General features: G+C 38.9%; 9 protein-coding genes, 2 tRNA genes and 3 rRNA genes. 7 read left to right on the top strand and 7 right to left on the bottom strand.

What is annotated here, in order from left to right; all coding sequences use genetic code 11:
• Positions 1-39 precede the first annotated feature (39 nt).
• The 6 genes from P2W65_RS00150 to thrS form a co-directional block, all read right to left on the bottom strand.
• Positions 40-474 (bottom strand): carboxymuconolactone decarboxylase family protein, encoded by a 435-nt coding sequence (locus tag P2W65_RS00150; RefSeq protein ID WP_289662621.1) that lies wholly within the window; start codon positions 472-474, stop codon positions 40-42.
• A 79-nt stretch (positions 475-553) separates the two neighbouring features.
• Positions 554-1,126 carry a Crp/Fnr family transcriptional regulator gene (locus P2W65_RS00145; RefSeq protein WP_289662619.1) on the bottom strand — a complete coding sequence of 191 codons (573 nt, stop codon included), beginning with the start codon at positions 1,124-1,126 and terminating at the stop codon, positions 554-556.
• Positions 1,127-1,281: 155 nt separating this feature from the next.
• On the bottom strand, positions 1,282-1,626 hold the full coding sequence (gene rplT, locus P2W65_RS00140) for a 50S ribosomal protein L20 (protein WP_008464948.1): 345 nt from the start codon (positions 1,624-1,626) through the stop codon (positions 1,282-1,284).
• A gap of 181 nt (positions 1,627-1,807) precedes the next feature.
• Positions 1,808-2,005, bottom strand: a complete 198-nt coding sequence (gene rpmI / locus P2W65_RS00135) for a 50S ribosomal protein L35 (RefSeq protein ID WP_026727505.1) — start codon at positions 2,003-2,005, stop codon at positions 1,808-1,810.
• A gap of 97 nt (positions 2,006-2,102) precedes the next feature.
• Complete coding sequence (gene infC, locus P2W65_RS00130) at positions 2,103-2,651, bottom strand: translation initiation factor IF-3 (protein WP_434783363.1); 549 nt, start codon at positions 2,649-2,651, stop codon at positions 2,103-2,105.
• 22 nt (positions 2,652-2,673) lie between these two features.
• A complete protein-coding gene (gene thrS / locus P2W65_RS00125; protein WP_289662610.1) occupies positions 2,674-4,620 on the bottom strand; it encodes a threonine--tRNA ligase in 1,947 nt (648 codons plus the stop codon).
• Between the two features lie 1,074 nt (positions 4,621-5,694).
• On the opposite strand from thrS, the gene P2W65_RS00120 reads away from it, so the two are divergent.
• From P2W65_RS00120 to pafA, 6 genes are all read left to right on the top strand, one after another.
• Positions 5,695-7,208, top strand: a 16S ribosomal RNA gene (locus P2W65_RS00120).
• 126 nt (positions 7,209-7,334) lie between these two features.
• Positions 7,335-7,408 (top strand) — tRNA-Ile (locus P2W65_RS00115).
• A gap of 101 nt (positions 7,409-7,509) precedes the next feature.
• A tRNA-Ala gene (locus P2W65_RS00110) sits at positions 7,510-7,583 on the top strand.
• A gap of 134 nt (positions 7,584-7,717) precedes the next feature.
• A 23S ribosomal RNA gene (locus P2W65_RS00105) occupies positions 7,718-10,599 on the top strand.
• A gap of 128 nt (positions 10,600-10,727) precedes the next feature.
• A 5S ribosomal RNA gene (gene rrf, locus P2W65_RS00100) occupies positions 10,728-10,837 on the top strand.
• The 16S, 23S and 5S rRNA genes sit together here with 2 tRNA genes alongside, the layout of an rRNA operon.
• Before the next feature lie 346 nt (positions 10,838-11,183).
• On the top strand, positions 11,184-12,803 hold the full coding sequence (gene pafA, locus P2W65_RS00095) for an alkaline phosphatase PafA (protein ID WP_289662609.1): 1,620 nt from the start codon (positions 11,184-11,186) through the stop codon (positions 12,801-12,803).
• 127 nt (positions 12,804-12,930) lie between these two features.
• Here pafA and ald read toward each other — a convergent pair whose 3' ends face one another.
• Positions 12,931-14,049, bottom strand: a complete 1,119-nt coding sequence (gene ald / locus P2W65_RS00090; RefSeq protein WP_289662607.1) for an alanine dehydrogenase — start codon at positions 14,047-14,049, stop codon at positions 12,931-12,933.
• Positions 14,050-14,250: 201 nt separating this feature from the next.
• On the opposite strand from ald, the gene P2W65_RS00085 reads away from it, so the two are divergent.
• The gene (locus tag P2W65_RS00085) at positions 14,251-14,709 is read left to right on the top strand and encodes an Lrp/AsnC family transcriptional regulator (RefSeq protein ID WP_008467950.1); all 459 of its coding nucleotides are present in this window, start codon (positions 14,251-14,253) and stop codon (positions 14,707-14,709) included.
• Positions 14,710-14,719: the final 10 nt, after the last annotated feature.

The following is a 14,719-nucleotide window of genomic DNA, read 5'->3' as shown; positions in this document are numbered from 1 at the left end:
TTTGAGTTCTAATTGCTTGTAAATATTCTCTTTATAATGTTATGATGCACGCATTCCAGTAGTAATTGCTAATCTGTTCCAAGAGTTAATTGTAATGATCGCTAATAGTATTTCGGCAAGATATTTTTCGTCAAATAATTTAGCTGCATTTTCATAAACATCATCAGAAACGTGATTTCCAATTAAGGTCACCTGTTCCGTTAAAGCTAAAATTGCTTTTTCTTCTTCTGTATAAAAATCAGCTTCACGCCATGCACTTATCAAGTAAATTCTTTGTTCAGAAATACCATGTTTTCTAGCATCAGCGGTATGCATGTTAATACAGAATGCACAGCCATTAATTTGTGAAGCACGGATTTTGATTAATTCTTTATGAACGGGAGTCAATGAAGTTGAAGCAATATATTTTTCTAAGTTCATTAATGCTTGATACGCTTCTGGAGCAACATTCGGGATAACAATTCTTGGTTTCATTTTTATATGTTTTAAAAGTTCATTACAAAGGTCAGTAATCAATACTCTTAAAAACTTGAACTACTTCAAGAAATACGTTTTACACTTTTCCAGCTCTGATTTTACTCATAAATTCGGCAGAAAAATCCAGATAGGAGGCAAGCATATATTGAGGAACACGCTGAACAAAATCAGGTTGTTGATTCTTAAAATGATTATATCGTTCTTCAGCAGACATTGTAAACAAAAACTTAATCCTCATTTGCGCAGCTCCAAATGCTTTTTGAGCAACAATTCTAAAGTATCTTTCAAGACTTGGAATCTGAACTAATATAGATTCCAAAACAGATTTTTCAATTGCAATTACTTCTGTTGTTTCAACAGCCTGAATATAAAAATGAGAAGGAGTATGGTTGTGGTAACTTAAATAGTCAGTGATCCACCAATTTTCGACACCAAATTGAAGCGTTTGTTCTGTTCCTCTCGTATTAATGATATATTGTCTCATACAGCCCTTTACAATAAAATACATCGTATTGCATATTTGCCCTTCTTGTAAAACATGATCTTTTCTTTTAATTTTTGAAGTGCTTAAACATGATTCTAGTATATCAATTTCTGAAGGTTCTAAGGAAATAAACTTTTGAATATGGTTGAGAATTGCGTTCTGCATGTGAAGATTTGCTTTGAAGTAAATTTACTTTATTATTTAATTATATCTACAAAGAAGTTTAGATAGAGATATTATAAAAGTAAAAAGCCATTCGAAAAATATCGAATGGCTTTTTTATAATAAGTAAGTAATCTTAAATTGAGTTTATAAAACGTTTATTTTACTTTATTAAGAATAGCTTTGAAAGCTTCTGGGTGGTTCATAGCTAAATCAGCAAGAACTTTACGGTTCAATTCGATTCCGTTAGCTTTAACTTTCCCCATGAATTGAGAATAAGACATTCCTTCTAATCTAGCTCCAGCGTTGATACGTTGAATCCATAATGAACGGAAATTTCTTTTGTTTTGTTTTCTATCGCGGTAAGCGTAGCTCATCGCTTTCTCTACTGCATTCTTAGCAACTGTCCAAACGTTTTTACGTCTTCCAAAGAAACCTTTGGCTTGCTTCATTATTTTTTTTCTTCTTGCTCTTTTAGCAACTGAATTTACCGATCTTGGCATAATTTTAATGTGTTTTTGTAGCAGGCGTCCTGAATTGAATCAAAGGAACTTAAAGCCATACTCCAAGGTTATATAAATTTTTTTTTAACCTAAAGAATTCTTTATGTTGTATATTGTAGTGTGGTATATTGTAATATTGCCAAAAACAACTTTACATTATACATTTTACATTTTACAATAATTAGATAATTCTTAATTGTTGTTTAATGCTTTTCATATCTGTTTGGTGAACTAGCGCTGAGTGTGTCAAAGCTAATTTACGTTTTTTAGATTTTTTAGTCAAGATGTGACTTTTAAAAGCATGCTTTCTTTTAATCTTTCCAGAGCCAGTAACTTTAAAACGTTTCTTAGCGCTAGATTTTGTTTTCATTTTAGGCATTTTTCCTAGTGTTTTAATTTATTCTTACTTACTTATATTTTTTGTTTCAAGTTTAAAGTCTCAGGTTCTAACTGAACACTGAGACTGTAAACTGAGACTATTTTTTCTTTTTAGGAGCAATGAACATAATCATTCTCTTTCCTTCCAAAACTGGCATAGCTTCAACTTTACCATGTTCTTCTAAATCTTGAGCAAGACGTAATAACAGAATCTGACCTTGATCTTTGTAAATAATCGAACGTCCTTTAAAGAAAACAAAAGCTTTTAATTTTGATCCTTCTTTTAAGAATTTTTCAGCGTTCTTTCTTTTAAATTCATAATCATGCTCATCAGTCTGAGGCCCAAATCTAATTTCTTTAACAACAACTTGAGAAGATTTTGCCTTTAAAGCTTTGTCTCTTTTCTTTTGTTCATAAACAAATTTCTTGTAATCCATGATCTTACAAACTGGCGGTTCCGCGTTTGGCGATATCTCAACTAAATCCAATTCAAATTGGTCAGCTAAACGTAACGCATCTGCGATTTTAAAAACGCCAGGCTCAATATTTTCACCTACAAGACGTACCTCTGGAACACGAATAAGATTGTTTATTCTGTGTGCATCTTTTTTTTCTACTCGAGGTTGAAAACCTCTGTTGCTTCTTATTGCTATGACTTTCTAATTTAAGTTAAACTGTAAATACTTTTAATGTCTTTTTTATTTCTTCGTCTACAATCGAAGCAAATTCTTCGATAGAAACGGTGATATTACCTTTTCCTTCTTGTCCGTGACGACGAATAGAAATTGTGCCATTTTTCTCTTCTTCCTCGCCTACAATCAGCATAAATGGGATTTTTTGCATTTCTGCATCTCTAATTTTCTTGCCGATTGTTTCGTTTCGATTGTCAATTAGGGCGCGAATTTCGTGATTTTCTAGCAAATCTAAAACTTTTTTAGCATAATTTTCGTATTTCTCGCTCAAAGACAAGATAATAGCTTGTTCAGGCATTAGCCAAAGTGGGAAATTTCCTGCTGTGTGCTCTAGTAAAATAGCTATAAATCTTTCCATCGATCCAAAAGGAGCTCTGTGGATCATAACTGGTCGGTGTAATTCATTATCAGCACCTTTATATGTCAAATCAAAACGTTCAGGAAGGTTGTAATCTACCTGAATTGTTCCTAATTGCCATTGCCTTCCTAATGCATCTTTTACCATGAAATCAAGTTTAGGGCCATAAAATGCAGCTTCGCCATATTCTACAACAGTATTAAGACCTTTGTCTCTTGCCGCGTTGATAATAGCGTTTTCGGCTTTCTCCCAGTTTTCATCTGTACCGATATATTTTTCTCTGTCTTCCTGATCTCTTAATGAGATTTGAGCAGTGAAGTTCTCAAAACCTAATGAACCAAATACATATAATACAAGGTCAATTACTTTTTTGAATTCTTCGTCTAATTGTTCTGGAGTACAAAAAATATGTGCATCATCTTGCGTAAATCCTCTAACACGAGTTAATCCATGCAATTCTCCAGATTGCTCATATCTATAAACAGTGCCAAATTCAGCATAACGTTTCGGTAGATCTTTATATGACCAAGGTCTTACATTGTAAATTTCACAGTGGTGAGGACAGTTCATTGGTTTTAATAAAAACTCTTCACCTTCAGCTGGAGTATGAATTGGCTGAAAACTATCGGCGCCATATTTTGCATAGTGACCAGAAGTAACGTATAATTCTTTCTGACCAATATGGGGACTAACAACTTGCTCATAACCTGCTTTCTTTTGAGCCTTTTTTAGAAATTGCTCTAGACGCTCTCTAAGTGCAGCTCCTTTAGGTAGCCACAATGGTAAACCTTGGCCAACTTTTTGAGAAAAAGCGAACAATTCAAGCTCTTTTCCTAATTTACGGTGATCACGGCGTTTTGCTTCTTCAAGAAGTTCAAGGTATTCAGTTAAGTCTTTTTGTTTAGGGAAAGAAGTTCCGTAAACACGAGTCAGCTGTTTGTTTTTCTCGTCACCTCTCCAGTAAGCGCCAGCAACACTCATGATTTTTACTGCTTTAATGATTCCAGTATTCGGAATATGTCCACCACGACATAAATCAGTAAAAGTTGCATGATCACAAAAAGTAATTGTTCCATCTTCAAGGTTTGAAATCAATTCGGTTTTGTAAACATTGTCTTTGTACATCTCCAAAGCTTCCGCTTTGCTTACAGGACGCATTTTAAAATCGTATTTCCCTCTTGAGATTTCAAGAATACGGTCTTCGATCTTTTTAAAATCAGCTTCAGAAATTTTCTGATCTTCAAAATCAACATCATAGTAGAATCCATTTGCAATTGCAGGTCCAAGAGTTAATTTAATTCCAGGGTATAGTTCCTCAAGAGCTTGAGCCATTACGTGTGAAGTCGAATGCCAGAAAGCTTTTTTACCTTCAGCATCATTCCAAGTATATAAAATAAGATTACCATCGGTCGTTAATGGAGTTTCGGTTTCAATAGTTGTACCATTAAAAGATGCAGAAATAACATTTCTTGCAAAACCTTCGCTAATGTTTTTAGCGACCTCCATTGGAGTTACGCCTTGAGCGAACTCTCTAATTGACCCATCGGGTAAAGTAATCTTGATCATTGTTTATAATTTTGTGAATGCAAATATACATGATTACAAAAATACATACAATATATATATGTATAAGATTGCTTTATTATGTAAGAACCTAAACATATTATAAATAAGAAGCGGTTTCATTCCCACAACCGGCAGGTTTTCAAAACCAGCCGGGTTTATTTTTTATAGATATATATAAGTAGAGAAGTATACTATAATGCATAATAGAAAAAGCTAATATGTCAGGCCGGGCTAAGTTGAAGTCCTTTTAAGTTTAGAATTTTAATAAGGAGCTTAATCCCGCTATCCGTTCCAATCTTTTGTGCCGAACCCCGGCACAAAAGGATTTCCACTTCTATCGGGGCTATGACACCTGTTTTTAGAAGAAAAATTTGGCATCTCAGCGTCTTTGTGAGATTACAATTGTCAGAAAGGAAAACTTCAAACTTTGATTTCTCTTCAGGAAACTGCCTTTAAGGCTGAAAACTCCTCAAAAACTATATAGACAAACAGGCTGAAAATGGATAAAAACGAAAGGAAAGCAGAAAAAACTGACAAAGCGTCAAAAAAATTTTCCATATAAATCAGCTGTTATGAGTGAGTTAAGAAAAAGATTGTAAAAAGAACAAAAAAAGGCGGATAAAAAGCTTGCAGAAGCGGAAAAAGGTTCTACTTTTGCACCCGCAGAAGCGAAGACGTTCACAGCAATACCGGCAGGAGACTGATCAGAAAGAGAAAAGAGATTTTCGAAAAAAAAGATTAAAAAAGTCTTGCAGGATTGGGAAAAGCGTTTTACATTTGCACCCCGCAAATACGGGAAGTTCACTGAAAGATTGGAAGGGAATGCTGAAGAAATGAAACGAAAAAAAAGTTTCAAAAATTTTCAAATTTTCCTTGCAGGAAACAAAAAGAATTTTTAGTTTTGCACCCGCTTTGAGATACAGGCGGAGATAGAAAGAAATACACGTTCGTAGACATATTGAATTGACAGCCGTTCTGAAAGAGATTTCAGAACAGAAAAGAATAAGAGTAATAGAATCGTAAGATTCGGAAAGAACCGGTAGATAAGGCATCGCATAAATAATATAAAAATATACGATGAAGAGTTTGATCCTGGCTCAGGATGAACGCTAGCGGCAGGCTTAACACATGCAAGTCGAGGGGTATGCATCTTCGGGTGCAGAGACCGGCGCACGGGTGCGTAACGCGTATGCAATCTGCCTTTCACAGAGGGATAGCCCAGAGAAATTTGGATTAATACCTCATAGTATAGTGAGTTGGCATCAACACACTATTAAAGTCACAACGGTGAAAGATGAGCATGCGTCCCATTAGCTAGTTGGTAAGGTAACGGCTTACCAAGGCAACGATGGGTAGGGGTCCTGAGAGGGAGATCCCCCACACTGGTACTGAGACACGGACCAGACTCCTACGGGAGGCAGCAGTGAGGAATATTGGTCAATGGGCGCAAGCCTGAACCAGCCATGCCGCGTGCAGGATGACGGTCCTATGGATTGTAAACTGCTTTTGTACGAGAAGAAACACCTCTACGTGTAGAGGCTTGACGGTATCGTAAGAATAAGGATCGGCTAACTCCGTGCCAGCAGCCGCGGTAATACGGAGGATCCAAGCGTTATCCGGAATCATTGGGTTTAAAGGGTCCGTAGGCGGTCCTGTAAGTCAGTGGTGAAAGCCCATCGCTCAACGATGGAACGGCCATTGATACTGCAGGACTTGAATTATCAGGAAGTAACTAGAATATGTAGTGTAGCGGTGAAATGCTTAGAGATTACATGGAATACCAATTGCGAAGGCAGGTTACTACTGATGGATTGACGCTGATGGACGAAAGCGTGGGTAGCGAACAGGATTAGATACCCTGGTAGTCCACGCCGTAAACGATGGATACTAGCTGTTGGGGGCAACTTCAGTGGCTAAGCGAAAGTGATAAGTATCCCACCTGGGGAGTACGAACGCAAGTTTGAAACTCAAAGGAATTGACGGGGGCCCGCACAAGCGGTGGAGCATGTGGTTTAATTCGATGATACGCGAGGAACCTTACCAAGGCTTAAATGCAGACTGACCGTTTTGGAAACAGAACTTTCGCAAGACAGTCTACAAGGTGCTGCATGGTTGTCGTCAGCTCGTGCCGTGAGGTGTCAGGTTAAGTCCTATAACGAGCGCAACCCCTGTTGTTAGTTGCCAGCGAGTCAAGTCGGGAACTCTAACAAGACTGCCAGTGCAAACTGTGAGGAAGGTGGGGATGACGTCAAATCATCACGGCCCTTACGCCTTGGGCTACACACGTGCTACAATGGCCGGTACAGAGAGCAGCCACTGGGCGACCAGGAGCGAATCTATAAAGCCGGTCACAGTTCGGATCGGAGTCTGCAACTCGACTCCGTGAAGCTGGAATCGCTAGTAATCGGATATCAGCCATGATCCGGTGAATACGTTCCCGGGCCTTGTACACACCGCCCGTCAAGCCATGGAAGCTGGGGGTGCCTGAAGTCGGTGACCGCAAGGAGCTGCCTAGGGTAAAACTGGTAACTAGGGCTAAGTCGTAACAAGGTAGCCGTACCGGAAGGTGCGGCTGGAACACCTCCTTTCTAGAGCCCTGACCGTTAGCATTGATGCACGTCAGGGAAATAAGATGCCTTAAATAAGGTTTTGGATTTAAGATTGTATTACTCTTGCTGTTAATTTAAAAAAATGATAAAACTTAAGTAAAACAGAGTCTCGTAGCTCAGCTGGTTAGAGTACTACACTGATAATGTAGGGGTCGGCAGTTCGAGTCTGCCCGGGACTACTATTTGGCTTAGGAAAAGGAAATTTTAGAGGTTGAGTTGCACTTTTAGTGAACCGTTTTGAACTGTTAACTGAAAACTGTTAACTGCATACTGAAAAAACGGGGGATTAGCTCAGCTGGCTAGAGCGCCTGCCTTGCACGCAGGAGGCCAACGGTTCGACTCCGTTATTCTCCACGAATTTACTCAGAGAAGTAAATAAAAGTTCATTGACATATTGAGATAAGAAAATAATAAGAAAGTAGAAAGCGTTTTTATTAGCAATAATAAAAACAAAAAAAACGGTCCTGTTTTAATTAACAGGATTGGTACAATAAGCAAAATAAGGGCGCATGGGGGATGCCTAGGCTCTCAGAGGCGATGAAGGACGTGATAAGCTGCGAAAAGCTGCGGGGACTGGCACACACAGACTGATCCGCAGATATCCGAATGGGGCAACCCGCTATATTGAAGATATAGCACACCGATAGGTGGGCAAACCCGCTGAACTGAAACATCTAAGTAGGCGGAGGAGAAGAAAACAAAAGTGATTCCGTAAGTAGTGGCGAGCGAACGCGGATTAGCCCAAACCATCCATGTTACGGCATGGGTGGGGTTGTAGGACTGCGCTACTTCATGCACAAGGAACCGGAAGTTTCTGGAAAGGAACGCCGTAGAGGGTGACAGCCCCGTATGGGCAACAAGTGTAATGGACAGCAGTATCCTGAGTAGGGCGGGGCACGTGAAACCCTGTCTGAATTCGGCGGGACCATCCGCTAAGGCTAAATACTCCTGAGAGACCGATAGTGAACCAGTACCGTGAGGGAAAGGTGAAAAGAACCGTGAATAACGGAGTGAAATAGATCCTGAAACCATGCGCTTACAAGCGGTCGGAGCCCTTAAGTGGGGTGACGGCGTGCCTTTTGCATAATGAGCCTACGAGTTAACGTTGCCGGCAAGGATAAGTACTTCAGGTATGGATCCGCAGCGAAAGCGAGTCTGAATAGGGCGCTTTAGTCGGCAGTGTTAGACGCGAAACCGTGTGATCTACCCATGGGCAGGTTGAAGCTGTGGTAACACACAGTGGAGGACCGAACCGGTTGACGTTGAAAAGTCTTCGGATGACCTGTGGGTAGGGGTGAAAGGCCAATCAAACTCGGAAATAGCTCGTACTCCCCGAAATGCATTTAGGTGCAGCGCTGGACATAGTTATACAGAGGTAGAGCTACTGATTGGATGCGGGGGCTTCACCGCCTACCAATTCCTGACAAACTCCGAATGCTGTATAATGTTTGCCAGCAGTGAGGGCTTGGGTGCTAAGGTCCAAGTCCGAGAGGGAAAGAACCCAGACCATCAGCTAAGGTCCCCAAATATATGTTAAGTTGAAAGAACGAGGTTTGTCTGCCCAGACAGCTAGGATGTTGGCTTGGAAGCAGCCATTCATTTAAAGAGTGCGTAACAGCTCACTAGTCGAGCGGACGAGCATGGATAATAATCGGGCATAAACATATTACCGAAGCTATGGATTTGCAGTTTACTGCAAGTGGTAGGGGAGCATTCTGACAGGGCAGAAGGTGTGCCGTAAGGTATGCTGGACCGGTCAGAAAAGAAAATGTAGGCATAAGTAACGATAATGCGGGCGAGAAACCCGCACACCGAAAAACTAAGGTTTCCACAGCTATGCTAATCAGCTGTGGGTTAGTCTGGACCTAAGGCGAACCCGAAAGGGACAGTCGATGGCCGACGGGTTAATATTCCCGTACTACTAATTACTGTGATGGGGTGACGGAGTGATGAAAGCGCCGCGGACTGACGGAATAGTTCGTTGAAGTACCTAGCTATAAGACCTGTAGGCAAATCCGCAGGTTTTGGTGAAATACGATAGTACTCGGAGTCTTCGGACAAAGAGATAGTGCGCCTAAGGGCTTCCAAGAAAAACCTCTAAACTTCAGGTAATTAGTACCAGTACCGTAAACCGACACAGGTAGTTGAGGAGAGAATCCTAAGGTGCTCGAGAGATTCATGGCTAAGGAATTAGGCAAAATAGACCTGTAACTTCGGGAGAAAGGTCGCCACGCTCAGGCGTGGCCGCAGTGAAGAGGTCCAGGCGACTGTTTATCAAAAACACAGGGCTCTGCAAAATCGTAAGATGAAGTATAGGGCCTGACACCTGCCCGGTGCTGGAAGGTTAAGAGGAGATGTTATCTTCGGAGAAGCATTGAATTGAAGCCCCAGTAAACGGCGGCCGTAACTATAACGGTCCTAAGGTAGCGAAATTCCTTGTCGGGTAAGTTCCGACCTGCACGAATGGTGTAACGATCTGGACACTGTCTCAGCCATGAGCTCGGTGAAATTGTAGTAACGGTGAAGATGCCGTTTACCCGCAGTGGGACGAAAAGACCCTGTGCACCTTTACTATAGCTTAGTATTGACCTTGGATAAATGATGTGTAGGATAGGTTGGAGACTTTGAAGGGGCGTCGCCAGGCGCTCTGGAGTCATTGTTGAAATACAACCCTTTGTTTATCTGAGGCCTAACCCCGAGTATCGGGGGACATTGCTTGGTGGGTAGTTTGACTGGGGTGGTCGCCTCCAAAAGAGTAACGGAGGCTTCTAAAGGTTCCCTCAGTACGCTTGGTAACCGTGCGTAGAGTGCAATGGCATAAGGGAGCTTGACTGAGAGACATACAGGTCGATCAGGTACGAAAGTAGAGCATAGTGATCCGGTGGTTCCGCATGGAAGGGCCATCGCTCAAAGGATAAAAGGTACGCCGGGGATAACAGGCTGATCTCCCCCAAGAGCTCATATCGACGGGGGGGTTTGGCACCTCGATGTCGGCTCGTCACATCCTGGGGCTGGAGAAGGTCCCAAGGGTTGGGCTGTTCGCCCATTAAAGTGGCACGCGAGCTGGGTTCAGAACGTCGTGAGACAGTTCGGTCTCTATCTACTGCGGGCGTTAGAAATTTGAGTGGATCTGATTCTAGTACGAGAGGACCGAATTGGACAAACCGCTGGTGTATCTGTTGTCCCGCCAGGGGCACCGCAGAGTAGCTACGTTTGGAAGGGATAAGCGCTGAAAGCATATAAGCGCGAAACCCACCACAAGATGAGATTTCTTTTAAGGATCGTGGAAGATGACCACGTTGATAGGCTATAGATGTAAAGGCAGTAATGTCATAGTCGAGTAGTACTAATAATCCGTAAGCTTATGTACATAATTTTTCTCTCCCGTCCCAGACGGGAGAGAAGGAACTTTCTTAAAAAACTTATGTTTCTTTATCTCAGTATGTTAAAATATTGTCCGCACGCGGAAGGTAATTAGATATTAATTACTGAAAACCTTAAGGTGGTTATTGCGGCGGGGCTCACCTCTTCCCATCCCGAACAGAGAAGTTAAGCCCGCCTGCGCAGATGGTACTGCATCATTGTGGGAGAGTATGTCGCCGCCTTTCTTTTGAAAACCCTGTTTCTTACGAAACGGGGTTTTTTTGTTTATAACACTTTTTTGTTTTAATGCTGAAATCCCCGAAAGTTCTTTTTAAACTGGATGCGTCAGGGATGGAAGCGGCATCCTTTTGTTTTTTTCTTTAAAAAACAAAAGATACAGCAGACAGCCCGGCACGGAGGGAGACGCCATGATTGTTCTGCTGCATCTTTTTTTACTTCAGCTCTAATTCTATTCTAAAATATAGTATTCAATTTTTGTTAAATTATGGTCAATTGTTGGTCTTAGGTATCGATACTTTAGAATTTTAGAATTTGAATGAGTATTTTTGTGTTTAAATTATTTATTTAAATATGAGAAAAAGTATTTTACTGTTGGCACTTTTTGTTATCACAAATTTAAGTGCTCAACAACGTCCCAAATTAGTTGTAGGTATAGTAGTTGATCAAATGAAAATGGAATATTTATATCGATTTTCAGATGATTTTTCCCCAAATGGTTTTAAGAAGTTAATGAATAATGGTTTTGTTTTTCAAAACATGCATTACAATTATATGCCAACTTATACTGCACCTGGGCATGCTTCTATATATACTGGTACAACTCCCGCTACACACGGAATTGTTGGCAATGAATGGTTCAGCAGAACTTTGGGTAAAGAAATGTATTGTACCGATGATGCCGGTGTAAAAACTGTTGGAGATGGTACTGCAGAGGAAGGCGCTATGTCTCCTAAAAATCTTCAAAGCACTACAATTACTGATGAAGTTCGAATGGCGACCAACTTTAATGGAAAAGTTATTGGAATGAGCTTAAAAGACCGTGGTGCAATTTTACCAGCAGGACATTTTGCTAATTGGGCTTTCTGGTACAGCAAAACGGGATCGTTTATTTCTAGTACTTTTTATGGAGAAAAATTGCCTGAATGGGTATCTGAATTCAATAATGAAAAAAACTACCTTAAATACATAAATAAAGGTTGGGATTTGTTTAAACCTGCTTCAGTTTATAATGAAAGTCTGCCAGATAATAATCCGTATGAAGGTAAATTGTATGGAAGTGCAGCACCAGTTTTTCCATACGATCTGAAATCTATGTATGAGAAGAATGATGCAGGAATTATTCGTGCAACACCTTATGGAAATGATCTTTTGGCGGAATTTGCTAAAAGAGCTATAGAAAAAGAAGAATTAGGGAAGGATAATATCACTGATTTTTTAACGGTTAGTTTTTCTTCTACAGATTATGTTGGTCATTTACTTGGGCCAAGATCTATGGAACTTCAGGATACTTATTTGAGATTAGATGAAACTATAGCTGACTTTTTAGCTTATTTGGATAAAACAGTTGGCAAAGGAAATTATTTATTATTCCTAACAGCTGATCATGCTGGAGCAGAAAACGTAATTTACTTGAAAGATCGTAAATATAATGTAGATAATTATCCTTCTAAAGAGGTTAAGAAAAGTTTACAGGATTTTTCAGTTAAGACTTTTGGAGTGGATTTAATTCAGAATTACTCGAATTTCAATGTTTTCTTCAATAAACAAATTATTAAAGATAAAGGGTTGGAATTGGCTCAAGTTAAAAAGGCATTCAAAGAATTTTTAATTTCTCAGCCACAAGTTAAAAGAGTTTACACGGAGGAAGAGATTTTAGCTAACGCAGGAAATGATTATGCTCTAAATTTTGTTGCTAAAGGATATGATGTTACGCAAAATGGTGATTTGGTAATTGTGGATAAACCAGGAGATATTGAATATACTGCGACAGGTACATCTCATGGTACAATTTGGAGTTATGATACTCATGTTCCAGCAATTTTTTATGGTTGGGGAATTAAAAAAGGAGAGTCTTATGATAAAAAAGGAATCACTGAGATTGCTCCAACAATCGCACAAAAAATAAAAGTTACTTTTCCTAATGGAACTGAAGCAAAAGTGATGCAAGAAGTTTTGGATTCGAAAAAATAGTATTCTTTAAATAAATTTATTTAACCTGTTCTTTTTCAGAACAGGTTTTTTTATACCAAAAAAAAAAGGTTTTTCAATTAAGAAAAACCTTTTTAATAGTGATTTGTAGCACTTATTTAGTATTAGCCTATGCGTTTGCTAATACTATTTCTTCGTTAAAAGGAAGATTCCAAGCTTCAGCAACTCCTTTATATAAGATTTTACCATTAGCTATGTTTAATCCTTTTTTCAATTCTTCATTTTCAGCACATGCTTTTTCCCATCCTTTGTTTGCTAATTGTACAGCATAAGGTAAAGTTGCATTAGTTAAAGCTAATGTAGAAGTGTAAGGAACTGCTCCTGGCATATTAGCTACACAATAGTGAACGATATCATCGATTATAAAAGTTGGGTTTTCGTGTGTTGTTGGAGTACAAGTTTCGATACATCCACCTTGGTCAACTGCAACGTCTACAACAACAGCTCCTGGACGCATTAATTTAAGCATGTCACGAGTAATTAAGTGTGGTGCTTTTGCTCCTGGAATTAAAACAGCTCCAACAACTAAATCAGCATCTTTAATTGCTCTTGTAATGTTGTAGTGATTCGACATTTCTGTATTAACGTTAGCTGGCATGATATCGTCTAATTGACGCAAACGAGGTAAGCTTAAGTCCATAATTGTTACTTGCGCTCCTAAACCTGCAGCCATTTTTGCAGCTTGAGTCCCAACGATTCCTCCACCTAAAACTAGTACTTTTGCTGGCGGAACACCTGGTACACCACCTAAAAGAATTCCTCTTCCTTTTAATGGTTTTTCAAGGTATTTTGCTCCTTGTTGAATGGCCATACGACCTGCAACTTCAGACATTGGAACTAAAAGAGGTAAACTTCTGTCTGTTTTTTCTACAGTTTCATAAGCCAAACAAACAGCTCCTTTTTCTAACATTGCATGAGTTAATTCTTCAGAAGATGCAAAGTGGAAGTATGTAAATAATAATTGATCTTTTTTGATTAATGGGTATTCAGAAGCAATAGGCTCTTTTACTTTAATAATCATTTCTGCAATTGCGTAAACCTCTTCAATAGTTGGTAAAACTACTGCACCAGCTTGAGCGTATTCTTCATCAGAAAAACCACTTCCTAACCCAGCAGTTGCTTGAACGTAAACTGTATGTCCGTGTTTTTTCATTTCTGATACACCTGCAGGAGTTAAAGCAACTCTGTTCTCATTATTTTTTATTTCTTTTGGAACACCTATTATCATTTTGTTATATTTTTTTGTTTTATTGAAATTGTTTTTACAAATCTACAGATAGAGAAGAAATTATGGTTTAATGCTTGATAAATAAGAAAATATTATTTTATTTTTTACTTTTACAGAAAAATATTCTTTTTGGGGTAAAAAAATATTCTTCAAAAAGAAAAAATGACTGAATCTGACTGTTTTTAATAAAACGTTTTCGTTATGGCTTTAGATGAAATTGACAAAAAAATCCTACGTCTTTTACAGGAAGATGCGCACTACACTTTAAAAGATATCGCAAACAAAATAAACTTGTCTTTGACTCCTGTTCATGATCGGGTAAAACGTCTTGAAAAAGATGGAATTATAGAGAAATATGTTACTCTTTTAGATAAGAAAAAATTAGGAAATAATCTGACGGTTTATTGTCAGGTTACCTTAACAAAACAGACTTACGATACTTCAGAAGGATTTAATCAGTCGATTTTAAATCTGCCAGAGGTTGTGGAATGTAATTATGTATCGGGAAATTTTGATTATATGCTTAAGATTATAATTCCTGATATGGAAAGTTATCATCATTTTCATCAAAAAAAATTATCTGTATTACCTGAGGTTTCTTTGATAAATACTGTCTTTGTAATTTCTGAAGTAAAAAGTACCACCGTTTTACCCATTTAAATGAATAAAA

Source organism: Flavobacterium panacagri (genome assembly GCF_030378165.1).
In the GTDB taxonomy this organism is placed as follows: domain Bacteria; phylum Bacteroidota; class Bacteroidia; order Flavobacteriales; family Flavobacteriaceae; genus Flavobacterium; species Flavobacterium panacagri.
This window is presented reverse-complemented; position numbering and strand designations above follow the sequence as displayed.

Coding starts and splice junctions, on each gene's coding strand:
- P2W65_RS00150 (WP_289662621.1), bottom strand. CDS start 474: ATGAAACCAAGAATTGTTATCCCGAATGTTGCTCCAGAAGCGTATCAA.
- P2W65_RS00145 (WP_289662619.1), bottom strand. CDS start 1,126: ATGCAGAACGCAATTCTCAACCATATTCAAAAGTTTATTTCCTTAGAA.
- rplT (WP_008464948.1), bottom strand. CDS start 1,626: ATGCCAAGATCGGTAAATTCAGTTGCTAAAAGAGCAAGAAGAAAAAAA.
- rpmI (WP_026727505.1), bottom strand. CDS start 2,005: ATGCCTAAAATGAAAACAAAATCTAGCGCTAAGAAACGTTTTAAAGTT.
- thrS (WP_289662610.1), bottom strand. CDS start 4,620: ATGATCAAGATTACTTTACCCGATGGGTCAATTAGAGAGTTCGCTCAA.
- pafA (WP_289662609.1), top strand. CDS start 11,184: ATGAGAAAAAGTATTTTACTGTTGGCACTTTTTGTTATCACAAATTTA.
- ald (WP_289662607.1), bottom strand. CDS start 14,049: ATGATAATAGGTGTTCCAAAAGAAATAAAAAATAATGAGAACAGAGTT.
- P2W65_RS00085 (WP_008467950.1), top strand. CDS start 14,251: ATGGCTTTAGATGAAATTGACAAAAAAATCCTACGTCTTTTACAGGAA.